Raw genomic sequence first — 24880 nt, 5'->3', positions numbered from 1 at the left:
ATCTAAAATAAAAAGTAGCGTTGTGCTAAAGGTACTTCGGTTGCTGGTTCGCACGTGATAACTTTACCATCTACTTTTACTTCGTAGTTTTCAGGATTAACTTCTATATCTGGTGTTTTATCATTGTGAATTAAATCTTTTTTAGAAATGTCTCTACAGTTAGAAACAGCGACTAGTTTTTTCTTCAATCCGTATTTCTCTTTAATTCCTAATTCCAAAGAAACCTTAGAAACAAAGGTTAGTGATGTATCTGTTAAAGCTTTTCCAAAAGCGCCAAACATAGGTCTGTAAATTACAGGTTGTGGAGTTGGAATAGAGGCATTTGGATCTCCCATTTTTGCAGCAGCAATCATTCCTCCTTTTAAAATAAGCTCTGGTTTTACACCAAACATACTTGGTTTCCACAAAACAATATCTGCTAATTTACCTGCTTCCAAAGACCCAACATGATTTGAAATACCATGAGCAATTGCTGGATTAATGGTGTATTTAGCCACATAACGTTTTACTCTGTAATTGTCATTGTTATTCCCTTTATCTTCTAACAGCTCTCCACGTTGAACTTTCATTTTATGAGCCGTTTGCCAGGTTCTTGAAATAACTTCTGAAACTCTACCCATAGCTTGAGAGTCACTACTCATCATGCTAAAAACACCTTCATCATGAAGAATATCTTCAGCAGCGATAGTTTCTGGTCGGATTCTAGAATCGGCAAATGATACATCTTCAGGAACATTTTTATCTAAATGATGACAAACCATAAGCATGTCTAAATGTTCTTCAATCGTATTTATGGTATAAGGTCGTGTTGGATTGGTACTCGAAGGTAAAATGTTTGGATACATCGCTGCCTTAATAATATCAGGAGCATGTCCACCACCTGCACCTTCCGTATGGTACGTGTGAATGGTTCTTCCATCGATAGCATTTATGGTTTCTTCCAAAAATCCGCTTTCATTTAAAGTATCTGTATGAATAGCGACTTGAACATCATATTTATCTGCCATTGTTAATGACGCATCAATTACAGCAGGAGTAGAACCCCAATCTTCATGAATTTTTAAACCTAAAGCTCCAGCTTCAATTTGTTCTTGTAAAGGTTCTAGTGTTGCACAGTTTCCTTTGCCCATAAATCCTAAATTCATAGGGAAAGCTTCTGCTGATGCTAACATTTTTTCAATATTCCAAGCACCTGGAGTTACTGTTGTGGCATTGGTTCCGTCTGCAGGACCAGTTCCACCACCAATCATTGTAGTAATACCACTATATAGCGCGTGTTCTATTAATTGCGGACAAATAAAATGAATATGTGTGTCAATTCCACCAGCTGTGGCAATTAAACCAGCACCTCCATGAACTTCAGTAGAGGCTCCTATAATCATATTAGGAGTAATGTTATCCATGGTGTCTGGGTTTCCAGCGCGACCAATACCAACAATATTACCATCTTTTATACCAATATCTGCTTTTACAATTCCCCAATGATCAATAATCATGGCTCCTGTAATTACAAAATCTAGAACACCATCGTTACGAGTTGCTCTGGCAGATTGTGCCATACCATCACGAATCGTTTTTCCTCCACCAAATTTAATTTCATCGCCGTAAACGGTAAAATCTTTTTCAATTTCTATAAATAACTCTGTATCTGCTAAACGCACTTTATCACCTACGGTTGGACCATACATGTTTGCGTATTTTATTCTATTGATTTCCAAACCTTAAAATTTAATATTGTTTTGTGAAATTTCTAACGCGCTCAAGAATTAATGCTTTGTCTTTAACGAGATCTAATCCGTTAATTAAATTGCTAAAACCTACAATTTTTTGATTTCCACCAAAAGCCACTAATTCAACGTCTTTTGATTCTCCTGGCTCAAACCTAACTGCTGTTCCTGCTGGAATATTTAAACGCATTCCTAGTGCATGTTCTCTTTCAAACTGTAATTCTCTATTAACTTCCAAAAAATGAAAATGCGAACCTATTTGAACTGGCCGATCACCAGAATTAACCACAGAAACTTTAGCTGTTGCTTTATCGCTATTGCATTGAATAGCAGATTTTGATAATATATATTCTCCTGGTATCATCTTATTGGGGTGTGAACGGTTACTAATTTAGTGCCATCGGGAAAGGTCGCCTCGATTTGAACATCGTGAATCATTTCTGCAATGCCTTCCATAACATCATCTTTGCTTAAAATTGTGGCTCCAAAATGCATGAGTTCTGCCACTGTTTTTCCATCTCTTGCGGCTTCCATTAGTTCTGATGAAATTAATGCAATAGCCTCAGGATAATTTAGTTTCAAGCCTCTATTTTTTCTTTTGGTTGCTAATTCACCAGCGAAATGCAAGAGCAATTTTTCAGTTTCTCTAGGTAGTAAATGCATAAATTTATTTTTTAAAAAGGATCGTTAGTTGTTGATTTTTTGTTGTGGTGTTAGTTTTTAGCGAAAAAGATTGTTCGTCTGATGTTGCGTGGATATAAAAACGTTTCAATATTTTATAATCAACGATAAACGAATCTAGCTTTTTTGAAATTTAAAAACAAGCGTTAAAGCTACACTATTCTTAGTTTTTATCACAAATTGTTAATAAATCGTGATTAGTTTACTGCTTGCCATTAATAAGATGCTATTTATGAAGAGTAGAAATTAAAACGATCAAAGTTGTTGAAAAAGAGGGTTTTGACCTTTATAGTAAGGTTTTAAGTGAATAACTATGTGACGTTACATTAATTTTAGTGTCTTATTAATATCAAATACATTGTTATTATGAGTACTATTAAAAGAAATCAACTTAGAGTATTAATGGTATTCTCTTGTCTTGTTGTAGCTAGTTTAGTATATCAGCTCATATTTTTTATGTAACTGATTTATTGGTCTTAAAATAAATTTTCATTGAGAGTCAATTTACAAAAATAAAAAAGGATGTTAGTTCTATGTACCAATAGAACTAACATCCTTTTTATATATGCTATTTTATTACAGCTTCCTTAATTAAGTAATATAGCATCACCAAAACCTAAAGCCTTTAACTTGCTTAATTGTGTTTTAGCATCTCCAACAATTACATAAATCATTTGATTTGGTGTAATGTATTTTTTAACTAAAGCTTGCACATCTGCAACAGTTAAGTCTTTTACTATAGTTTCACGTTGTTTAGCATAATCATCAGCATATCCCAAATTACTAATATTACTTAGCATACTTAATTTAGCATCCAACGTTTCAAAAGCACGAGCACTACTCTTTAGTGTGTAACCTTTTGTTATTTCTAAATCGTTTTCTGTATAATTAGTGCCATAATTTTCTAAAATTTCTTTTACCAAAGCTGCAGATTCATAAGTAACGTTAGTACGTACACCACTATTAATTGAGAATTCTCCTTTGTTTGCATCTCCATTAAATCCAGAACGAATACCATAAGTATAACCTTTCCCTTCTCTTAATTCTTGTGTTAATTGTGAAGCGAAACTACCTCCTCCTAAACGATAGTTCATCACTGAAGCTGCATAATAATCTTTGTCGGTCGCTTTTAAAGATGGGTAACCAAATTTTATAACAGATTGTTTTGCGTTAGGAACATCATAGAAATATATTTTAGATGTTTCAGGATAAATGGGTTGTGCTAATTCTGGAATTATAACATTTTTAGATTCCCAATTGGTATTAATTGTTTCTAAAGCTTTAATAACTTCATTTTCTGTGATAGAACCTACTACATGTAAGTTGGTCAAGGTAGGTGTTAATTTTTCTGAGTAAAAGTCTTGTAAATCGGCAAGTGTAATAGAATTTACAGATGCTTCTGTGCCATTATTGTTATAAGCTAAAATATTACTTTCACCATATAATTGCTTCGCGAATGCATTAGAGGCTATACTATTAGGATTTGCTTTCTGACGTTGAATACCACTAATGGTACTTTGTTTTAATAAGTTGAATTCTTCTGCGTCCCAACGAGGTTCCAATAACATCTCTGTTACTAATTCCATTGTCGCATCAAAATGTTTGGCTAAAGTAGTCCCAGCAATAGTTACACTATTTTCAGTTGCGTAACTATAAACTTGAGCTCCTAAACTTTCAATAGCGTTTTCTAAAGCTTCGGGTGTTTTGTTTTTAGTACCCTTGCTCATTAATCTAGCCATAAGATTAGAAACTCCAACCTTTTCTATGTTTTCTAATAGTAAACCTCCTTTTATTTCCAGTTCAAATTCTACTAAAGGCACTTCTGTATTTTCGATACCGAAAACTTTAATTCCAGAAGCTAAATCTTGTTTCCAAACTTTAGGAATTATTAAATCAGGACTTTCACCATATTCAGGCTCTATAGACCTATCAAAGTTACTTGGTGTTTTTTCGTAATCTGCAGCAATGCTAGCATCAAAATTTTCTTCAGCTCCTTCAATAATTTCTTCTTCAATAACATTTGCTAATTGCGAATTATCTAAAACTAAACTCGCTTGTCCTTTAGGTACAAAACTAGTTGCAATAAAGTTCTTTCCTTTAATATAGGTGTTATACACACGCATCACATCTTCTGGTGTTACAGCCAAAATGTTTTTGACATCTTGGTTAATAAACCCAGGATCACCTGCAAAAATCTCGTATTGTGCCAATTGAAAACCTTTGCCTAAAACACTAGATAACCCTTTGTAGAAATTTGTTTCTTGACCGGCTTTAATTTTATTAAGATCGTTTTCTGAAATACCATTCAATTCAAAATCCTTAAAACCTTCATTGATTGCAGTAACAACTGTATTTAAATTCGTTTGATCGAAAGCCGTAACACTTAGCATTAATTGACCAGCAATTTCAGATGAGTACTGATACATTCCAACATCACTTGTTAGTTGCTTATCTTCAACTAAAATTTTATATAAAGGGGCTTTTTTACCTTCAGTTAAATATTGAGATAATACACTTAAGGCATAAGAATCTGGATGATATTCATAAACTGCAGGCCAAGCCATTGTAAGTCTTGGTGCACGTGCAAAATTATCTTCGTAAAATAAACGCTTCGTTGCTTTTAAAGTTACAGGTTGTTTTTCCATTTTAGGAATGGATTCTCCTTTCGGAATTTCATCGAAATACTTTTTTACCCATGCTTTTGTTTGTGCAACATCAATATCCCCAGCGATAGTTAACGTTACGTTATTGGGAACATACCAACGCTTGTAAAAGTTTTTTACATCTTGTAAAGTAGCATTTTGTAAATCTTCTAAAGAGCCAATAACCTCCCAACTGTAAGGGTGTCCTTTAGGATAAAGATTACTATTTGTTACAGCCGAATTATGTCCATAAGCACGGTTGTCTACATTCTGACGTTTTTCATTTTTAACCACTTGTTTTTCTTTCGCTAATACAGGATCTGTAACCGTATTAATAAAGTAACCCAATTTATCTGCTTCTGCCCAAATCATTTTTTCTAAGGCATCTTTTGGTACCGTTTGAAAGTAATTGGTGCGATCGCGACTTGTAGAGCCATTGGCTCCAGAACCACCAATACGAGCACTCATTTGGTCTAAACCACCTTTGCCTAGATTTTCGGATTCTAAGAATAATAAATGTTCAAACAAATGTGCAAACCCTGTTCTTCCTGCTTTTTCACGTGCAGAACCTACATGTGCTGTTAATGCTACAGCAGCCACTGGATCTGATTTGTCAACATGAAGAATGACTTGTAAACCATTATCTAAAGTGAATTTTTCGTATTCAACTTTGAATTCTTGTTCTTCTTGTTGTTCTAATTTTGTCGCGTTCTCTTTACAAGACCAAATGGTAAAAAGCACCAATAAACTTAGAAGTGTTGATTTAATATGTTTCATAATTATAAAATTGAAAAGATAATTTTTTCTTTGAAATTGGTTTAAATTAATAGTGTTACCGCTTACAATTCATAGGTATTGTTATTCACCATAAAAATAGAATTTACTAAAATAGTTTTTCATTTTTTCAGGAGATTCTATAAATCATGTTGTCTATCATGAAAATAAATCTGTTGCTTTTTTTTAGAGCTTCAACGAGTACTAACTTCTTAAATTATTTTTTTAAGTGCTTCAATAATGTCATCTGGCTCAGAACGTGTTCTGTAGTCAATATTCACATAATTCCATTTAACTATACCGTCAGTTCCTAAAACAAACGTAGCAGGAATTGGTAAAACACTAGCATTACCATTATTGATTTTTTTTAAATCAAGTTGTCTATCGACGCGCATGTGATCCAATAAAAATTCAGGTACCTCCCAAGCCACACCAAATTGTGATGCCACTTTTGCATCTTGGTCAGACAATACCATAAACTCCATGTTATTTATTTCGTTTTCTGTCATGGATTCATCTGGCACCTCAGGACTAATGGCAACCAATGTCGCTCCTAATTTATGTATGTCGGCTAATTTGGCTTGTAAAGCTCTTAGTTGTAAGTTGCAATAAGGACACCAACTACCACGATAAAATGTTACAATTACAGGTCCTTTTTCTAGTAAGCTAGATAATGAGATTAATTTTCCTTGCGGATTTGGTAATTCAAAATTTACTGCTTTTTCACCTAATTTAAGGGCATCAGCGCCTTGTTGGAAAGCTTTTGCTTTATTAATGATGGCATCAACACCTTCCATAAAGTCAGGTTTTGCTTTTCTTCCAGCGGCAATCTTAGCGTCAGTTTGTTCTTTTAAAGTTTTCATTAGTTGTATTTTTAACTATAATTCATAAGCATTGTTATTCACCATGAAAATTGAATTTACAAAAAACAGTTTTCCATTTTCCCAGAAGCTTCTAAAGAGCGTGTTGTCTACCATGTAAATAAAACTACCACCTCCCATACGTTCTTCTCCAAATACTAAGGTTTGGTCTAAGGCTTTTTTTGTATTCTGTCCTGCAAAACCAGAATAGACCTTGGTATCATTTAAGTAAGCTACGTTATAGCCGCTATCTAATAAACTATAAGATGCACTACCTAATTTTAGTGTAAAATAATTAGTGTCATAACCAAAAGCCATAGGATGAGTATGGTCTACTTTTGTGTTGAAAATTGCTCCAGTAATCAGATTATCGGTGTATTCACGTTCACGATTGGCATAAGAAGTTAGGTTGTCTTTTTGGACTTCATCTTCAGCTTTTTTATAGTTTAAACTGAAACCGTCTTTACCTGCAAAACTTCTAAGCGCTCCATCAATAGCGATTACTTTTCCGCCAGAACGTACCCAATCTTTTAAAGTGGTCATGTTGTCCGCGTCCAAAACTTTTCTGTAATTACCATTAGGAAGAATTAATACATTGTACTTGTCTAAATTAGTTTTACTAAAATCGTCCGTATTAATAGATGTTACTGGATAATGCAATTGTTGCTCAAAGAAATGCCAAATTTCTCCATAGCTTAAAGAATTTGTACCTTCTCCAGAAAGCACTGCAATCTTTTGTTTATTCACTAATTTTATGTCAGGAGACCCAATATCTGGAGTGGTTTGTGAAAATCCGGAGTTGATTTCAGTTAATGATTGTAATTGTGATTGCGCAATAGTATTTAACGTTGAAACAAAATCTTTAATATGCTTATTGTCACCTTTTGTGATAATTAATGAGCCACGCTCAAATTTTTTATCGTTTGATGTGAATGGTTTTTCTGTGAAGCGAACTTTAAAATCATTTTTTAGTAATTCAGCTAAAAACTGAGCATCATCTATAGAATTCCATTTACTAACATAACCATAAGCATCATTTAAAATTTGAAGTGCTTTTCTAGCTGAAATTATGCCACTCTGAACTTTAGACGTGCTTGCAATAGCATCTAGTCCATAGGCATAAGGTAATGACCAAGCTGTAATATCATAGGTTAAAGAATCTGTAAGTTTAGCATTTGGCTCAAATAAAACTTTTACCATTTTACCTTTAGGCTGATCGCTGTGCACTACTAAAGCCGCAGCGTTAATATTCATACTTCCTTGTTTACCTGTCTTATAATTGTAACCCGATACTTTTGAAGTGTTAGGGTTTTCAAAGGTAATTTGATGCTTATTTAAAAGTTTCTTTAGGTTATTTAATTTATCTGGATTTCCTTTTAAGACGTAGCTTTTATATTTTAAACTCGAATTATCAAAGAATTTTGCAAATTCAGAATTTAATTTTTTAGCATTTTTAGAAGCCATTTCAATCGTTGAAATTCCTGTAGTTGTATGGTGCGTTAAGCGTTCTACTAAAGTTAAAACATGACCTTCATCATTAAGAATTCCTAAACCTGCCATACCATGACCACCTTGCTCATACGTCATTCCCATGGCTCCCATAAATGTTGGGTAGGTATCGCCATAACTAGGATATAACAAATCGAAACGTTCCCTTGTAAAGAATAACCAACCTTCTTTATCAAAATATTTGGCGTGATTTTGTCCTATTTGAGTTTGAAAATCGCGTTGCCAGTCCGTAATAATTTCATGAAACGGTTCTGCAGCAGGAGCAAAATAATACGGTTCATTAATACCTTGTTCATGAAAATCTACATGCACATGTGGCATCCATTTGTTATAGGCTTTTAAACGTTGTTGTGTTTCTACTTGTGATGCCCAAACCCAGTCTCTATTTAAATCAAAAAGGTAATGATTTGGTCTTCCGCCTGGCCAAGGTTCGTTATGTTCGCTAGCTTGTCTGTCAATATCATGTGGTTGGTTAGCTGTTTCATTAAACCAATTGACATAACGATCGCGACCATCCGGATTTACAGAAGGATCAATAATTACAACCGTGTTTTTAAGTAAATCTTGATTTTCTGAAAGTAGTTTATATAAGGTAAGCATAGAGGCTTCAGAACTTGATGCTTCATTGCCATGGACATTATAACTTAACCAGACGATAGCAATGTCTGTTGCAGAAGGTTCTCCATCTAGTAAACCTGCGTTTTTTAAATTGTTTTCTCTAATAGTCTCAAGGTTTTTAATGTTTTCTTCACTAGAAACATAAGCTAAATATAATGACCTACGTTCATTTGTTTTTCCGTATTCTTCAAGCTTTATTTGATTAGGAACTGTATTTGCAACAAATTTAAAATAATCGATAACTTGATGGTTACGACTAAATTGTGTGCCAATATCATAGCCTAAAAATTCACTTGGAGATTTAATGTTTTGAGCCATTGTTAAGGTTAAGCTACCTAAAGCGACCAATAGAACTAGAAATAATTTTTGCATTTAATATACTATTTTGATTGAAAGCTAGTAAAGATAGTTAGTGAAATTGAATTAACTAAAAATTAGCAGTTAAAAAATAGAAGAGCAGTATATTTATACCCTAATAAAAGATTCAAAATGCCAACTGACTGTATTCCGTTTAGAGAAACCAGCTATTTCTCAGATTTTATATGTAATTATTTAGACGAAAAGCCTGAGTTAAAACCACTATATAATAGGTTTCCAACATTAGAAAGTTTTAAAGCTCAAATTGATGAGAAATCAAAAAGCTTCAATCATAAAAATAGAGCGATACTTGTAGATGTTCTAAAACAGCAATATAGTAATTTAGACACGTCAGATCTTACATTAAACCATATTGAAAGCCTAAATTCTAACCATACGTTTACAATAACAACAGGGCATCAGTTAAATTTGTTTACAGGGCCTTTATATTTTCTTTACAAGATTATTTCAGTTATAAACTTAGCAAAAGAACTTAAAAATAAATATCCTGATTACAATTTTGTGCCTATTTATTGGATGGCTTCAGAGGATCATGATTTTGAAGAAATTAATTATTTTAATTTTAAAGGGAAAAAGATTCAATGGAATTCTAATCAAACCGGAGCTGTAGGTCATTTTAACACTGAAGGCTTAGATGCTGTTTTTAATGTGATTTCTGCAGAGTTTGGAGCAGGAAAAAATGCAGATCAATTAAAAAAATGGTTTAAAGATGCCTATGTAAACCATGATAATTTAGCAGATGCCACACGGTATCTAGCTAATCAATTATTTGGAGACCATGGTTTGGTTATTTTGGATGCAGATGATAGAGAATTGAAACGATTGTTTATTCCGCAGATGAAAACTGAAATGTTAGCACAAACGGCATTTAAACATGTTTCTGAGACGAATAAAAAACTTGAAGATTTAGATTTAAAAATTCAAGTAAATCCAAGAGAAATAAATCTATTCTATATTAAAGATGGATTGAGAGAACGTATTATTGAAAGTGCAGGAGAATATTCTGTTTTAGATACCAAAATTAAATGGAATGAAAGTGAATTGCTAAAACATCTCGATGAGTTTCCTGAGCGATTTTCTCCTAATGTAATTATGCGACCTTTATATCAAGAAGTTATTTTGCCAAACTTGTGTTATACAGGTGGTGGCGGAGAAATGATTTATTGGTTGCAATTAAAATCTAATTTTGAAGCGCAAAATGTGACGTTTCCTATATTGTTGCTTAGAAATTCGGCTTTGGTTAAATCTGAAAAGCAAGCATCAAAATTGGAAAGTTTAAATATTTCTAATCGCGATTTGTTTTTAAAACGTAATTCTTTCATTAATAAAAAAGTAAGACAAATTTCTAATATAGATATTGATTTTTCTGAACAAATAAAACAGTTAGAACAACAATTTAGTGCTCTACATGAGCTAGCGGAACAAACGGATAAATCGTTTTTAGGCGCGGTAAAATCTCAAGAAGTTAAGCAGATTAAAGGTTTAAAACATCTTGAAAAACGATTGTTATTAGCTCAAAAAAGAAAATTAGCAGATCAAATTAGTCGTTGTACAACATTGCAAGAGCAATTATTTCCTGGCCAAAGTTTGCAAGAACGAAACACTAATTTTGCAGAATTGTACTTAGAATATGGTGATGAATTAATTCCTAAATTGATGAAAGCATTAGAGCCATTAAAAGGTAAGTTTTTAGTGTTAACAATTTGATATAAAATTTACATTGTTGTTGTTTCAAATTTAGTTGTAATTACTATTTTTGCACATGCAACACAACAAAGTCCTAATACTAGATTTCGGATCGCAATACACACAACTTATTGCGCGACGCGTTAGAGAATTAAACATCTACTGCGAAATTCACCCATTTAATAAAATTCCTTCAGATTCAGAGAGCTTTAAAGCTGTTATTCTATCTGGTAGCCCAAATTCCGTTCGAGGAGAAGATGTTCTTCATCCCGAATTAGACGGAATTCGAGGAAAAAAACCAATGCTTGCCGTTTGTTATGGCGCACAGTATTTGGCTCATTTTTCTGGTGGCGAAGTCGCAGAGTCTAATACTAGAGAATACGGAAGAGCAAATTTAGAGTATATAAAAGCGGAGGATATTTTCTTTGAAAACATACACGAAGGGAGCCAAGTTTGGATGAGCCATAGTGATACCATTAAAAAATTACCCACAAATGGTGTGTTATTGGCAAGTACAAGCGACGTTAAAAATGCAGCTTATAAAATAGAAGGAGAGCAAACTTATGCTATTCAATTTCACCCGGAAGTCTATCATACAACAGATGGACATCAATTACTTCAAAACTTTTTGGTTAAAATAGCTGAGGTTGAGCAAGATTGGACACCAAATGCTTTTGTAGAAGAAACGGTTGAAGATTTAAAAGAAAAATTAGGAAACGATAAAGTGGTTTTAGGTTTGTCAGGAGGTGTAGATTCTTCTGTAGCAGCCATGTTATTGCATAAAGCTATAGGTAAAAACCTCTATTGTATTTTTGTGAATAACGGTCTTTTGCGTAAAAATGAGTTTGAAGATGTATTGCATCAATACGAAGGCATGGGATTAAACGTTAAAGGTGTAGATGCTTCGGCACGCTTTTTGGATGCGTTAAAAGGATTAAGTGATCCAGAACTGAAAAGAAAAGCCATTGGCGCTGCATTTATAGATGTTTTTGATGACGAATCTCATCTAATAAAAGATGTGAAATGGTTAGCTCAGGGAACTATTTATCCAGATGTAATAGAAAGTGTTTCTGCAACAGGAGGACCAAGTGCAACAATAAAAAGTCATCATAATGTTGGGGGATTACCAGATTATATGAAGCTTAAAATTGTTGAGCCTTTGAGAGCATTATTTAAAGACGAAGTGAGACGCGTTGGTGCTTCTATGAATATGGATAAAGAATTGTTAGGACGTCACCCATTTCCTGGTCCAGGATTAGCAATTCGTATTTTAGGAGATCTAACTGAAGAAAAGGTACGTATATTACAGGAAGTCGATGCTATTTTTATAAATAACTTAAGGTCTTGGAACCTATACGATAAAGTGTGGCAAGCTGGTGCTATGTTGTTGCCAGTGAATAGTGTAGGAGTTATGGGAGATGAGCGTACTTACGAAAAATGTGTGGCTTTAAGAGCTGTTGAAAGTACTGATGGAATGACGGCAGATTGGGTAAATTTACCATATGAGTTTTTGCAAAAGACTTCAAATGAGATTATAAATAAAGTAAAAGGTGTCAATAGAGTGGTCTATGATATTAGCTCAAAACCACCAGCAACTATTGAGTGGGAATAAAAATAATTTCCGGAAAATAAAGTAAAATAGAATACAATACATGAAGAATTTTTTATCCATTTTATTAATTGTTTTTACAATAGGTATAAGTGCGCAAAATTATATTGAGCACACCGTGAAACCTGGAGAAACGATAGAAAGTATTGCTAAAGAGCATTTAGTAACACCTTTTGATATTTATGCTTTAAATCCTGATGCTAAACGCAAGTTTCAACCTAATACTGTTTTAATTATTCCGAATTCAAAAATTAAGAATGATGCTGTAGTAAAAGATAGTAGAGAACTTATAGATTATAAAAATCATAAGGTAAAACGAAAAGAAACATTGTATGGTTTAGCTCAAAAGTATAGTGTCTCTGAAGATGAAATAAAAAAAGCTAATCGTTTTTTATATTCTGAAAATCTTAAAAAAGGAGATAAAATTAGAATTCCGAGATATCGAACAGTTGTTTCTAAGCAAACGTTGAGTAATACTGTAAAAAAATATACCGTGCTTCCTTCTGAAGGTAAGTGGAGAATTGCTTATAAATTTGGGATTACAGTTGCGGAATTAGAAGCCTTAAATCCTAACATGAATGCTATTATTCAGCCAGGAGATATTTTAAATATGCCAAATATTGAAGATGAAGAAGAAAAGATGGTTGAACCAGCTTATGGTGTTTATGAAGTATTGCCTAAAGAAACATTTTATGGTTTAAAGGGCAAACTTAAATTAACTCAAGAGCAATTAGAATACTTAAATCCAGAGTTAAAAGCAACAGGTTTAAAAGCCGGAATGGTTTTAAAAGTACCTGCAGGTTCTGATAGTACAGGTAGTTTAGAAACTTTTGAAACTGCAAATTTAAAAAGTAGTTTAAGTAATTTTAAGACTAAAAAAATAGCCTTAATGTTACCTTATCGTCTTGATAGAATTGATGTAGATGCTGTTGAAGCAACTAAAGAACAGATTAAAGAAGATAAACGATTATCTGTTGTTTTAGATTTCCATGTTGGTGTTATGATGGCATTAGATTCTGCAAAACAATTAGGGATTTCAACAGACTTAAAAGTTTTTGATACACGTTATCAAATTTCAAAAACAGGTGAGATTTTAGCAGAAAATGATTTTTCAGATTACGATGCTATTATTGGCCCAATGGAAAATAATAGTTTTAGTCGTGTAGCATTAGCTTTAATGGGAGATAAAGTTCCTGTAATTGCGGCTATGAATAAGCCTAATGAAGTTTACAGTAATGTGTTTCAGACCATACCAGAAGCTAAATTATTGAGTAAAGCGATGTTAGATTTTGTAAAAGCAGATAGTTTAAAAACCAAAGTTGTTATTATTTCAGATCGCGCTCATAAAACTTCAAGTGAAGCATTACAGAAAGAGTTCCCAAATTCTAAATTGATTTTTTCTAGAATGAATAGAAAAAATAAATCAAAAGATGGCTATTACATTAACTCGGTAGATTTAGAACGTGTATTTTCAGCAGGTAAAACGTATGTGTTTTTAGAAACTAATAATAATTCTTTTGCCTCAGGAGCTATTAGTATGCTTAATGGGTTAGTAGTGGATAGAACCGAAATTATTTTAGCTACAACAGATAAAAATAGAGCTTTTGAAGGTAAGGATATTGATAACAATAATTTATCTCGTCTTAAATTTCATTACCCTTCTATAAATAGAGATTTTGACGAAACTGAAACAAATTCATTTATTGAGACTTACGAAAAAAACTATGGAGTGTTACCTAGTAAATATGTAGTTCGCGGATTTGATATTACTTTAGACCTTTTAATGCGTTTGGCTTCTGCTGAAAACTTATACGAGGCATCAACAGGTACTATTGAAACTGAATATATAGAAAACAAGTTTAGATATAATAAATCATTGTTTGGAGGTTACGTAAATCAGGCTGTATATATTGTGAAGTATGATAACTTAAGAATTGTAAAAGCTAATTAATTTGTTTGAAGTGTAATTTAGAAATATTTACTGCATTTTATAGGACTTCGAAGGTTTAAGTATAACAGTACACTTGAAAAATCTATTCATATTATTGACTATTCTTTTTGTTGGAAGCAATTCTAATGAAGAAAGTATGTTGTGGAATGAATCTAGAAAACTGACTTGGGCAGACTTTAAGGCATCACCAGATCTAAAATCTAGAGCTTCGGCTATAACGGCCTCTGGGATTACGTTTGAATATTCTTTAAAAACATCGAGAAAAGAGATTGTAGATTTTTCAACGAAGGTCGAAGCGCATTTTTATCCCAATAAATCCTGGTTCTTAGAAAAACAAGTAGACGTTTATATTTTAGCTCATGAGCAGTTACATTTTGATATCACTGAACTTTATGCACGTAAATTTAGAGAGCAACTTAGCTTATTAGTTGTAAATCAGAATTTAAAAGGACAGATGAATAGGTTACATGCATCAATCAATAAGGCTTTAAACGACACACAACAATTGTACGATTTGCAAACCAATCATTCTATAAATGTAACAATGCAAAAAGAATGGGAAGCAAAAATTATAAAGGAGTTAAAAACTTACGAAGCTTATAAGTCTTAGTGATTTTTCTTTCGCTTTTTACTCTCAAATTAGTTATTAAACACCCCTAAATCTTTAAATTAGAAACACTTAAATTTGATTAAATGGAATTAGATGGCACAGTTTTAATTGAATTGGCACACTATAAAATGCCTTATGGCAAGTATAAAGATCGCTACTTATTAGATATCCCTGAACCTTATTATATTTGGTACCAACAAAAAGGATTCCCTCAAGGAAAACTTGGTCTTATGATGGCACAGATGTGTGAAATTAAAATCAATGGTTTAGAAGAACTTATTTATAATATCCGTAGAGATTTTAGTAAATAATAGTCAAAGTAGATTTAGTCACAACGTTTGGTTAGGATTTTAAAAAGAAGTTAAAAATGGGTTCTATTTGTCTCTCTATAATAAGGTAAGTTGTTTGTAAATTCCGTAAGAATATTCCATGTAGAAAACGCTTTATTTTTTAATCGTAAATTAAGGTTGTTGCGAGATTGTAAATTATAATTAGTTTTTGTTTGTAATGGTTTGATAATCAAAAACTAAGTCTGTTTTTTAAGTATTTAAAACTATATGAGGAATAACATATAAACAAACCATGAACAATTCATAGATTACTCGTTTTATTTTGTAATTTTGCCTGCGTTTAAAAACGTATCATGACCACAAACCCTAAGTATATATTTGTAACAGGAGGCGTGTCTTCTTCTCTTGGAAAAGGCATTATAGCTGCATCTTTAGCTAAACTCTTACAATCACAAGGTTACAGAGCAACCATTCAAAAATTAGATCCTTATATCAACATCGATCCAGGAACATTAAATCCATACGAACATGGGGAATGTTACGTTACGGATGATGGTGCGGAAACCGACTTAGATTTGGGGCATTACGAGCGTTTTTTAAATGTACCAACATCTCAAGCCAATAACGTAACTACAGGACGAATTTATCAGAGTGTTATCGATAAGGAACGTCGTGGTGAGTTTTTGGGGAAAACAGTACAAGTTATTCCACATATTACAGACGAAATTAAACGCAGAATTCAAATTTTAGGAAATTCTGGAGATTATGATATCGTAATTACTGAAATAGGAGGAACCGTTGGAGATATTGAATCTTTGCCATACATAGAAGCCGTTAGACAGTTAGAATGGGATTTAGGAGAACACAATACCTGTGTTATTCACTTAACATTAGTTCCTTATTTATCTGCTGCTGGAGAATTAAAAACAAAGCCAACCCAACATAGTGTAAAAACATTGATGGAAAGTGGAGTACAGGCAGATGTTTTAGTATGTAGAACAGAGCATCCGCTTAACGATGGTATAAAAACCAAATTAGCGCGTTTTTGTAATGTTAAAAAGGAAGCGGTTATAGAATCTATTGATGCATCTACAATCTACGACGTGCCTAATTTAATGCTAGAAGAAGGCTTAGATAAAGTTGTTTTGAAGCAGTTAGATCTTAAAAGTGATGTGCCAGATTTAAAACGTTGGAACGAATTTTTAAAGCGACATAAAAATCCTAAAAGTGAAATTACCATTGGTTTAATTGGTAAGTATGTAGAGCTTCAGGATTCTTATAAGTCTATACTAGAATCTTTTATTCATGCAGGAGCAGAAAACGAAGTTAAGGTTAATGTAGAGTCTATTCATTCTGAATATTTATCGGAAAGTAATATAGAATTTAAGTTAGGTCATTTAGACGGTGTTTTAGTAGCGCCTGGTTTTGGTGAGCGTGGTATTGAAGGTAAAATTGATGCTGTGCGTTTTGTAAGAGAACATAATATTCCGTTTTTAGGAATTTGCTTAGGTATGCAAATGGCAGTGATAGAATATGCTAGAAATGTACTCAACCTTAAGGATGCAAATTCTGTAGAAATGGATGAAGCAACACCAGATCCTGTTATTAATTTAATGGCATCTCAAAAAGATGTGATTAATAAAGGCGGAACAATGCGTTTAGGAACTTGGGATTGTAAACTGGAAAAAGACAGTATTGCGTACAAGGTTTATAACACGGAAATGATTACTGAAAGACATAGACATCGTTATGAATTTAATAACGCTTATAAAGCACAATTTGAAAAAGCCGGAATGAAAGCTACAGGTTTCAATCCTGAGACTGGTTTAGTAGAAATTGTAGAAATTCCTGCGAATAATTGGTTTGTTGGTGTGCAGTACCATCCTGAATATAAAAGTACAGTGAAATGTCCACATCCACTATTTGTGGCATTTGTAGCGGCTGCTTTAAAATATAAGAAGAAGAAATAATATAAAAAGATGCCACTTTGGCGTAAAATTAACTTTGGACAGTTTTTTGGGTTGTTCAATACTTAGCATATAAGACCTGTTAGATTTTAAAACCTGACAGGTCTAAAACTGAAAAATAAACATGGAAGAAAAGAAATTCGACGTTAAATCTATTATAGGTTTTATTCTCATATTTGGGATACTTATTTATATAATGTATCAAAATCAACCAAGTCCTGAAGAACTTGAAGCACAGAAAATAGCAGAGCAGGAGCAAGTTGAAGCAGAGAAAAAAGAAAGTAGACAAAAAGAAACATTAGTAACTACTAGTGCGGATTTCACTTCAGGCTCTAAAGCCTTAGATTCTACACAACTCGCAGCAGCTCAAAGTAAGGTTGGTGCGCTTTCTTATGCACTTACATTGCCAGGAGAAGCGACAACTACAGTAGAAACTGATGTTTTTGAACTTAAGTTTAATAGAATTGGCGGACATTTATCTCAAGTGAAATTAAAGAATTTTGTAGATTATGATTCTGTTCCTGTATATCTAGTAAAAGATAATAACAGTGCTTTCAATATAACATTTAGCACATCAGATAGTCGCACGCACAATACCCAAGATTTTCCTTTTCAACCTACGGTGTCTAAAAGTGGAGAGAACACAATAGTTTCTATGAAACTTAAAGTGTCTGAAACAGAATTTTTAGAATACCGTTACGAGTTGAAGCCTAATGATTATATGATTGATTTTTCAATTAAATCTCAAGGTTTAAGTGGTCTTTTCAATACCTCGCAACCTATTGAGCTAGATTGGAAACAAAAAGGGATTAGACATGCAAAAAGTATTAGCTATGAAAATCGTTATACAAGATTAACCTACATGCATGATGATGGTAAGATTGATAAGTTATCTCAAGGTGGAGATGATGATGAAATCGCAGAAGATGTTGAGTGGTTATCGTACAGACAGTTTTTCTTTAGTTCTATTTTAGTGTCTAATGATAGTCCATTTAAGAATGTAGCATTAACATCTACCAATTTAGTAGAAGATGATGAAATTGATACACTTTATACTAAAATTTATGAATCTAAATTGCCATTAGCTTATAGTGGTGGTGAGCTAAATAAGAGTTTAGGTTTATATTACGGACCAACAAAAGCAGAAACTTTAAAAGCATACGATAAAGGTTTAGAAGAAAGTATTCCTTTTGGATGGGGAATTTTTGGATGGATAAACAAAATTGTATTCATTCCTTTATTCGGATTTTTAATACAGTATTTACCACATGGTATTGCTATTATAGTCATGACTATTTTAGTTAAAATAATGATGTCTTTTGTACAGTACAAGCAATTCTTGTCTCAGGCTAAAATGAAAATTTTAAAGCCAGAATTAGATGCTGTTAAGGAAAAGTATAAGGATAATAAGATGAAAGCGCAGCAAGAAACTATGGCTATCCAGAGTAAAGCTGGAGCTAGTCCATTAAGTGGTTGTTTGCCTGGTTTAATGCAGATTCCTGTATTTTATGCTTTGTTTCAGTTTTTCCCAACAGCGTTTGATTTAAGACAAAAAAGTTTCCTTTGGGCAGACGATTTAAGTTCTTATGATTCTGTTTTAGACTTGCCATTTCATATTCCATTATACGGAGATCACGTGGCTTTATTTCCAATTTTAGCGGCAATTGCTATTTTCTTTTATATGAAAATGACAACAGGTCAGCAAATGGCATCGCAACCAACACAAGAAGGTATGCCTGATATGGCCAAAATGATGAAGTACATGATTTACTTCTCACCAATAATGATGTTAGTATTCTTTAATAACTATGCATCTGGATTAAGTTTGTATTACTTCATTTCTAACCTAATTAGTATTGGTATTATGTTAGTAATTAAAAACTATATTATTGACGAAGATAAAGTGTTAGCTAAGATTGAGGTTAGCAAAACGAAGCCTAAGAAACAAAACAAGTTTCAAAAGAAAATGGCGGAAATGATGGAGCAAGCTGAAGCACAAAAGCAAGCTCAACAAAAAGGTAAGAAGAAATAATTACAATAGAGTAAGCGTAATATAAAATAGCCTTAACATTTTTGTTAAGGCTATTTTTATGCCTAATTAAAAGAAAATGAAAATTGAAGTTTGTAATAAAGACGATATAAAAATTATTGTTGACGGATTAAATGGATAACTTGGAAAAGGTGGTTGCATTAGCCTCAGTTTGGACACCATTAGAATTTGCAATTAAAAGTGAAAATGATAATATTGTCGGTGGTATTTTGGCAGGAATTAATTATTGGAATGGATTAGAAATTAAAATCCTTTAGATAGATGAAAAGTATAGGAACCAAGGATTTGGAACTAAACTATTAAATCATCTTGAAAGTAGCGCAAAGCAATTAGGAGCTTCAATGGCAATGGTAGATACTTTCGATTTTCAAGCAGAAGACTTTTATACTAAAAACAACTATAAGGTTATTGGTGAGATTAAAGATTTCCCAAAAGGTCATCGACGGATTTATTTTTCTAAAATATTATCATAAGAAAAGCCCAAACTTTAAAAGTTTGGGCTTTTCTACTAACCTATCAACTATATAAAAATGAGGTAACCAACCTCGATTTTCTTTCTTTAATCAGCATTACCTGGACGTATTACTGTATCTACAACATGTACCACACCATTTACAGCTTGTATATCTACTAAACTTGTTACAATTCCAATCTCGCGATCTAAACCATCTGTTAATGTAAAGGCTGTATTGTCTGCAGTGATTACTCCTGATCCAATAGTAGTAATATCTCCGTTAGGTAAAGCGCTAGACTGAATGTTACCATTTACAATGTGCATTAATAATACAGCATCTGTAGTAGCTGCGTTTAGTTCTCCTTCATCTTCTCCAAAACCTGTTAAATCTAATTCTACTAGCACATTAGCAAAAGCATCATTGGTTGGAGCAAATACAGTATAAGGACCAGCAGTTGCATCAGAAACAGTTGTAATATAAGGCACTGTTGGTGATTCTGTGTCTGCATATTGCAATGCAACAACTAATGTTTCTAAAGCGGGATTTGTTGTCGCAAAAGTAGCAATTGTTGGTAATTCAATAACTTCATCAATGATATGTATAACACCATTTGTAGCAAATATATCCGCTTGCTCTACTCGAGAGGCACCATTAAAATAAACACCTGCTTCAGTTGCTTCTGTGTCATATTCGTAATAGATACTTAAAAATTCGTCATTTGGTCCTGTAGCATTTGTGTTAGTGTAACCACTTCCTGCATTAGTAATAGTTACAGAAGGTATACGTGCACTTATAACATGGTTTAATAATAAATTTCTTAATGTAGCAACAGGTACATCTTCTAAAGCTGTTCCATTTAAGTAATCACTAAAAGCTTGGTTAGTTGGAGCCAGAATTGTCCAATCATCACCGTTTCTTAATACATCTACTAAATCTGCTCTTTGCAAAGCTGCAACTAAACTCGTTAAGTCAGAATCTGCAATGGCAGTATCAACTACATTTAGTAAAGTTACGTTTTGTGTTCCATCGTCATCATCACTACAAGCAGAAAAAGTTAAAACCATAAGAAATACTGCAAGTAATTTGAAGTTTTTTGAAATAATTTTCATTTTTTTGAGTTTTTAAAATTGTTCATCATAACACAAACACTATGTTTGTTTAACAAAAATATATAATGATTAAACAAAAGTTATTTTTAAGCTTAAGTTTTACAATAATTTTAACAACTGTTGCTGCTCAAAAAGTAGTTAATCAGTTTGATAAAGACGGTAAACGTCACGGTTTGTGGACAAAGAACTACCATAATACCAAGGAAAAACGATATGAAGGTGCTTTTGAGCATGGTAAAGAAGTAGATTCATTTAAGTATTACACATTGTCTGGAGGAAAGAGTGTATTAAGTGCTGTAAAAGTTTTTACAGGAAAAGATAGTATTGCAGATGTAAAATTTTTGGCTTCTACTAAAAAAGTCATTAGTGAAGGTAGAATGAATGGCAAACGCTTTATTGGCGAATGGATTTTTTATCATAAAAATTCTGACGTAAAAATGATAGTTGAAACTTATAATAAAGATGGTTTATTGGAAGGGGAACGTTTCGTTTATTTTAAAAATGGTACTCTAGCAGAGAGTGCTAATTATAAAAAAGGATTACTCGATGGAGAGTCAAAATGGTTTTCAGAGAAAAGCATTTTACTAAGGCATACAAATTATAAAGAAGATCATTTAGAGGGAAAAACTATTAATTATGATGCAAATGGGAATACAAATTCTGAAGGAAACTATGTGAAAAGTCAGAAAAAAGGAATTTGGAAGTATTTTAAAGGTGGCGAATTAGTAAAAAAAATAGATCATACAACACAAGAAGTCATATATAAGAAAGAATAGTTTATAACTATACTATCAATAGAATTTCAAAATGGCAATCTTATTAAGATTGCCTTTTTTTATTTGTAATTTTGCCGAAGTTTTTCGGACTAATTTTTAAAGTTCGAATCCGCCACATCAATTGAAATGCCATTTTTTTTGATTTCATATCGAGAAGCAATTGAGGTTAAAATTGTTCTCGATACAATTCTGGTTAAATAATTGAAATCACTCTAATTGGCATTTAGATATAAAGCGATTAAATAATATGAAAAGAGTCATTGTTGGACTTTCAGGAGGAGTAGATTCTAGTGTTGCAGCCTATCTTTTAAAAGAGCAAGGTTATGAGGTTATTGGTTTGTTTATGAAAAACTGGCACGATGATGCTGTTACTATTTCTGATGAATGTCCTTGGTTAGAAGATAGCAACGATGCTATGTTAGTCGCAGATAAGTTAGGTATTCCATTTCAAACGGTAGATTTAAGTGTGCAATACAAAGAGCGCATTGTAGACTATATGTTTAATGAGTATGCAAAAGGACGCACACCAAATCCTGATGTACTTTGCAACCGTGAAATTAAGTTTGATGTCTTTATGGATATCGCCATGGAACTTGGAGCAGATTATGTTGCCACTGGTCATTATTGTAGAAAATCTACGATTGAAAAAGATGGTAAACAAATACATCAATTATTGGCAGGAGCAGATAATAACAAAGATCAATCTTATTTTCTTTGTCAACTATCTCAACAGCAATTATCAAAAGCATTATTTCCTATAGGTGAATTAATTAAACCAGAAGTAAGAGAAATAGCCAAAGCACAAGATTTAATTACAGCAGAAAAGAAAGACTCTCAAGGCTTATGTTTTATAGGTAAAGTAAGATTGCCAGAGTTTTTACAGCAACAATTAAAACCGAAAGAAGGTGTTATTGTTGAGATCAGCGAATCTTTAGATATTTATAACCAATCACTTCCTGAGTTTGATTCTAAAGAAAGTGAACTAGACTATTTATCTAAAAAAAGGACTTATAATTTATCAGACGGAAAAGTAGTTGGTAAACACCAAGGTGCACATTATTTTACCAAAGGTCAACGAAAAGGCTTAGGTGTTGGCGGTACAATAGAACCTTTATTTGTTATTGATACCGATGTAAATGATAATATTATTTACACAGGTCAAGGCAAACAACATCCCGGTTTATATAGAAATGTATTATTTGTATCTAACGCAGAATTACATTGGGTTAGAGAAGATTTAGCGTTAACCGAAGGCGAAACCATGTCAGTAATGGCAAGAATTAGATATAGACAAACCTTAGAAAAAGCAACCTTGCATAAAGTGGCTACAGGTATGTATGTAGAGTTTGAAAACAACCAATCTGCAATTACAGAAGGACAGTTTGTTGCTTGGTATCAAGAAGACGAATTGTTAGGTTCAGGAGTTATTTCTTAATTTGCCTTTGCGTTAATATTTATGATAGCTTTAATTGAAGTTGTCAGTTCTTGTAATTTTTAACTTTTTTCGAATTGAAAATGGTATAGATAACACGTATAGATTTATAATTCCATGAAAAAAAACTTAACACTGCTATTTTTAGTTTTCATAACATATGGATTTGCACAAGAAGACGCATGGATTTACCTCACAGACAAATCTAATGTTGAAACTTCAATAGCAAATCCGCTTAGTATTCTTTCTCAAAAAGCTATAGATCGAAAGCAGAATCATAATATAGCAATTGACCAACGTGATGTTCCAGTTAACGAAAGTTATATTTCAGATTTAAAAACGCAAATAGGTATTACTGTAATGGCCAAATCAAAATGGTTTAATGCTATTCACGTGAGAGGAACAGAAGTAGATATTAGTAATTTAATTGAATTATCTTTTGTTGAAAGTATTGATTTCGCGAATAATAGTTTAAATACCTTATCAAGAAGCGTTTTAAGTTCTAGTAAAACAGAAATTGAAGATGAAACAATAGCGTTTACATACGGAGACACTCAAAACCAAGTAGAAATGATTAATGTAGATCAGCTTCATTTAGCAGATTTTACAGGCGAAGGCATTACTATTGCTGTGTTGGATTCTGGATTCCCAAACGTTAATACCATGCAAGCATTTCAGCGTTTACGAGATAATGGCGATTTGTTAAATGGTTATGATTTTGTAGATAGAACATCAAATGTCTACGATTATACAGGCAGTAATCATGGTACTAAAGTGTTAAGTACAATGGCTGGGTTTATCCAAGATCAATTTGTAGGCACTGCCCCAGATGCGTCATATTATGTGTTTAGAACAGAAGATGCAGGAAGTGAAAATCCGGTAGAAGAAAGTTATTGGGTTGAAGCAGCAGAGCGTGCTGATAGTTTGGGAGTAGATATGATTAATACGTCTCTAGGGTATCAAACTTATGATAATGATAGTTATAGTTATACACCAGCTGATATGGATGGAGAGGTAGCTTATATCTCTAAAGGTGCTTCAATTGCAGTAGAAAAAGGAATTTTAGTTGTAGTGAGCGCAGGGAATTCTGGAGCAACAACTTGGCAAACCGTTGGTGCACCTGGAGATTCTCCAGATGTTTTAAGTATTGGTGGAGTAGATGCAGATGGACTTTATGTTGCGTTTAGCTCGCAAGGAAGTGTAGCGCAAGTTGGTTATCAAAAGCCAGATGTGGTCGCAAGAGGCGGAGCTGCTTTTGTTATAAATGAGTTTAATAGTATGGTTCAGAATAATGGAACCTCATTTAGTTCTCCAATTCTGTGTGGCGGAATCGCGTCGTTATGGCAAGCTATTCCAGATATGGCACCAACAGAAGTTATGAGTTTTGTAAGGCAATCAGCTTCCCAATTCACGGAACCAGACAATTTCCTTGGTTTTGGTATTCCAGATTTAGAACTCGCTAGAAATTTAGCATTAGCTACAGAAGATCAATTTTTCGAGAACTTTAGCTTTTATCCTAATCCAGTAAGAACAGAACTCATTATCATATATCCTTCTGATGTAAATCCTATAGAATTCTTAATTTATAATCAATTAGGTCAGCAAGTTTTACATCAATTAGTACAAGGCAACTCTCAAGTTATTAATGTTTCAGAGTTTATAGCAGGCGTCTACTTTATTAAACTTATTAACGAAGAATCTTCAAAAACAATGAAATTTATAAAGCATTGATTTAAGATTTAATTGATAGAACAGA

At 32.9% G+C, this 24880-nt stretch carries 19 protein-coding genes; 12 read left to right on the top strand and 7 right to left on the bottom strand.

The annotated features are described in order from the left end of the window. Positions 1 to 2: 2 nt before the first annotated feature. The 6 genes from ureC to HM981_RS07715 all read right to left on the bottom strand — a co-directional run bounded on the left by ureC (position 3) and on the right by HM981_RS07715 (position 9183). Entirely contained in the window at positions 3 to 1718 is a 1716-nt protein-coding gene (gene ureC / locus HM981_RS07740; protein ID WP_394351702.1) for an urease subunit alpha, read from the bottom strand. A gap of 10 nt (positions 1719 to 1728) precedes the next feature. Further along, complete coding sequence (locus HM981_RS07735; RefSeq protein ID WP_179338172.1) at positions 1729 to 2091, bottom strand: urease subunit beta; 363 nt, start codon at positions 2089 to 2091, stop codon at positions 1729 to 1731. Then, entirely contained in the window at positions 2088 to 2390 is a 303-nt protein-coding gene (gene ureA / locus HM981_RS07730) for an urease subunit gamma (protein WP_179338170.1), read from the bottom strand. The genes HM981_RS07735 and ureA overlap by 4 nt, the downstream gene beginning before the upstream one ends. A 605-nt stretch (positions 2391 to 2995) precedes the next feature. Further along, positions 2996 to 5827 (bottom strand): M16 family metallopeptidase, encoded by a 2832-nt coding sequence (locus HM981_RS07725; protein WP_179338161.1) that lies wholly within the window; start codon positions 5825 to 5827, stop codon positions 2996 to 2998. Between the two features lie 209 nt (positions 5828 to 6036). Next, complete coding sequence (locus HM981_RS07720) at positions 6037 to 6687, bottom strand: peroxiredoxin-like family protein (protein ID WP_179338159.1); 651 nt, start codon at positions 6685 to 6687, stop codon at positions 6037 to 6039. Between the two features lie 15 nt (positions 6688 to 6702). Beyond that, the gene (locus HM981_RS07715) at positions 6703 to 9183 is read right to left on the bottom strand and encodes a M14 metallopeptidase family protein (protein ID WP_179338157.1); all 2481 of its coding nucleotides are present in this window, start codon (positions 9181 to 9183) and stop codon (positions 6703 to 6705) included. Positions 9184 to 9300: 117 nt separating this feature from the next. Between HM981_RS07715 and bshC the strand changes: the two genes are divergently transcribed. The 9 genes from bshC to HM981_RS17415 all read left to right on the top strand — a co-directional run bounded on the left by bshC (position 9301) and on the right by HM981_RS17415 (position 19825). Further along, the gene (gene bshC / locus HM981_RS07710; protein WP_179338155.1) at positions 9301 to 10896 is read left to right on the top strand and encodes a bacillithiol biosynthesis cysteine-adding enzyme BshC; all 1596 of its coding nucleotides are present in this window, start codon (positions 9301 to 9303) and stop codon (positions 10894 to 10896) included. 55 nt (positions 10897 to 10951) lie between these two features. Continuing rightward, positions 10952 to 12487, top strand: a complete 1536-nt coding sequence (gene guaA / locus HM981_RS07705; RefSeq protein WP_179338153.1) for a glutamine-hydrolyzing GMP synthase — start codon at positions 10952 to 10954, stop codon at positions 12485 to 12487. Positions 12488 to 12527: 40 nt separating this feature from the next. Continuing rightward, a complete protein-coding gene (locus tag HM981_RS07700) occupies positions 12528 to 14435 on the top strand; it encodes an amino acid ABC transporter substrate-binding protein (RefSeq protein WP_179338151.1) in 1908 nt (635 codons plus the stop codon). Between the two features lie 73 nt (positions 14436 to 14508). Then, entirely contained in the window at positions 14509 to 15045 is a 537-nt protein-coding gene (locus tag HM981_RS07695; RefSeq protein WP_179338149.1) for a DUF922 domain-containing protein, read from the top strand. An 83-nt stretch (positions 15046 to 15128) separates the two neighbouring features. Continuing rightward, positions 15129 to 15356 carry a DUF3820 family protein gene (locus tag HM981_RS07690; protein WP_179338147.1) on the top strand — a complete coding sequence of 76 codons (228 nt, stop codon included), beginning with the start codon at positions 15129 to 15131 and terminating at the stop codon, positions 15354 to 15356. A 332-nt stretch (positions 15357 to 15688) separates the two neighbouring features. Next, entirely contained in the window at positions 15689 to 17305 is a 1617-nt protein-coding gene (locus HM981_RS07685) for a CTP synthase (RefSeq protein WP_179338145.1), read from the top strand. Positions 17306 to 17426: 121 nt separating this feature from the next. After that, positions 17427 to 19334: a membrane protein insertase YidC gene (yidC, locus tag HM981_RS07680; RefSeq protein WP_179338143.1), complete on the top strand. Its 1908-nt coding sequence runs from the start codon at positions 17427 to 17429 to the stop codon at positions 19332 to 19334. Between the two features lie 131 nt (positions 19335 to 19465). Continuing rightward, positions 19466 to 19609: a hypothetical protein gene (locus HM981_RS17420; protein ID WP_218846338.1), complete on the top strand. Its 144-nt coding sequence runs from the start codon at positions 19466 to 19468 to the stop codon at positions 19607 to 19609. After that, a complete protein-coding gene (locus tag HM981_RS17415) occupies positions 19610 to 19825 on the top strand; it encodes a GNAT family N-acetyltransferase (RefSeq protein ID WP_317167171.1) in 216 nt (71 codons plus the stop codon). A gap of 86 nt (positions 19826 to 19911) precedes the next feature. On the opposite strand, the gene HM981_RS07670 is transcribed toward HM981_RS17415, so the two are convergent. Continuing rightward, entirely contained in the window at positions 19912 to 20916 is a 1005-nt protein-coding gene (locus tag HM981_RS07670) for a fasciclin domain-containing protein (protein ID WP_179338141.1), read from the bottom strand. 65 nt (positions 20917 to 20981) lie between these two features. On the opposite strand from HM981_RS07670, the gene HM981_RS07665 reads away from it, so the two are divergent. The 3 genes from HM981_RS07665 to HM981_RS07655 all read left to right on the top strand — a co-directional run bounded on the left by HM981_RS07665 (position 20982) and on the right by HM981_RS07655 (position 24855). Next, the gene (locus HM981_RS07665; RefSeq protein WP_179338139.1) at positions 20982 to 21692 is read left to right on the top strand and encodes a toxin-antitoxin system YwqK family antitoxin; all 711 of its coding nucleotides are present in this window, start codon (positions 20982 to 20984) and stop codon (positions 21690 to 21692) included. 247 nt (positions 21693 to 21939) lie between these two features. Continuing rightward, the gene (gene mnmA / locus HM981_RS07660) at positions 21940 to 23127 is read left to right on the top strand and encodes a tRNA 2-thiouridine(34) synthase MnmA (protein WP_179338137.1); all 1188 of its coding nucleotides are present in this window, start codon (positions 21940 to 21942) and stop codon (positions 23125 to 23127) included. Positions 23128 to 23241: 114 nt separating this feature from the next. Beyond that, positions 23242 to 24855 (top strand): S8 family serine peptidase, encoded by a 1614-nt coding sequence (locus HM981_RS07655; protein WP_179338136.1) that lies wholly within the window; start codon positions 23242 to 23244, stop codon positions 24853 to 24855. The last annotated feature ends 25 nt before the right edge of the window (positions 24856 to 24880 follow it).

Source organism: Winogradskyella ludwigii, assembly GCF_013403985.1.
GTDB lineage: Bacteria > Bacteroidota > Bacteroidia > Flavobacteriales > Flavobacteriaceae > Winogradskyella > Winogradskyella ludwigii.
The sequence above is the reverse complement of the archived record's forward strand: the minus strand, read 5'-3'. Positions and strand labels throughout refer to the sequence as shown.

Bases quoted from the DNA above. Each gene is read 5' to 3' on its own strand.
- HM981_RS07735 (WP_179338172.1), bottom strand. From the start codon at position 2,091: ATGATACCAGGAGAATATATATTATCAAAATCTGCTATTCAATGCAAT.
- ureA (WP_179338170.1), bottom strand. From the start codon at position 2,390: ATGCATTTACTACCTAGAGAAACTGAAAAATTGCTCTTGCATTTCGCT.
- HM981_RS07725 (WP_179338161.1), bottom strand. From the start codon at position 5,827: ATGAAACATATTAAATCAACACTTCTAAGTTTATTGGTGCTTTTTACC.
- HM981_RS07720 (WP_179338159.1), bottom strand. From the start codon at position 6,687: ATGAAAACTTTAAAAGAACAAACTGACGCTAAGATTGCCGCTGGAAGA.
- HM981_RS07715 (WP_179338157.1), bottom strand. From the start codon at position 9,183: ATGCAAAAATTATTTCTAGTTCTATTGGTCGCTTTAGGTAGCTTAACC.
- bshC (WP_179338155.1), top strand. From the start codon at position 9,301: ATGCCAACTGACTGTATTCCGTTTAGAGAAACCAGCTATTTCTCAGAT.
- guaA (WP_179338153.1), top strand. From the start codon at position 10,952: ATGCAACACAACAAAGTCCTAATACTAGATTTCGGATCGCAATACACA.
- HM981_RS07700 (WP_179338151.1), top strand. From the start codon at position 12,528: ATGAAGAATTTTTTATCCATTTTATTAATTGTTTTTACAATAGGTATA.
- HM981_RS07690 (WP_179338147.1), top strand. From the start codon at position 15,129: ATGGAATTAGATGGCACAGTTTTAATTGAATTGGCACACTATAAAATG.
- HM981_RS07685 (WP_179338145.1), top strand. From the start codon at position 15,689: ATGACCACAAACCCTAAGTATATATTTGTAACAGGAGGCGTGTCTTCT.
- yidC (WP_179338143.1), top strand. From the start codon at position 17,427: ATGGAAGAAAAGAAATTCGACGTTAAATCTATTATAGGTTTTATTCTC.
- HM981_RS17420 (WP_218846338.1), top strand. From the start codon at position 19,466: ATGGATAACTTGGAAAAGGTGGTTGCATTAGCCTCAGTTTGGACACCA.
- HM981_RS07670 (WP_179338141.1), bottom strand. From the start codon at position 20,916: ATGAAAATTATTTCAAAAAACTTCAAATTACTTGCAGTATTTCTTATG.
- HM981_RS07665 (WP_179338139.1), top strand. From the start codon at position 20,982: ATGATTAAACAAAAGTTATTTTTAAGCTTAAGTTTTACAATAATTTTA.
- mnmA (WP_179338137.1), top strand. From the start codon at position 21,940: ATGAAAAGAGTCATTGTTGGACTTTCAGGAGGAGTAGATTCTAGTGTT.
- HM981_RS07655 (WP_179338136.1), top strand. From the start codon at position 23,242: ATGAAAAAAAACTTAACACTGCTATTTTTAGTTTTCATAACATATGGA.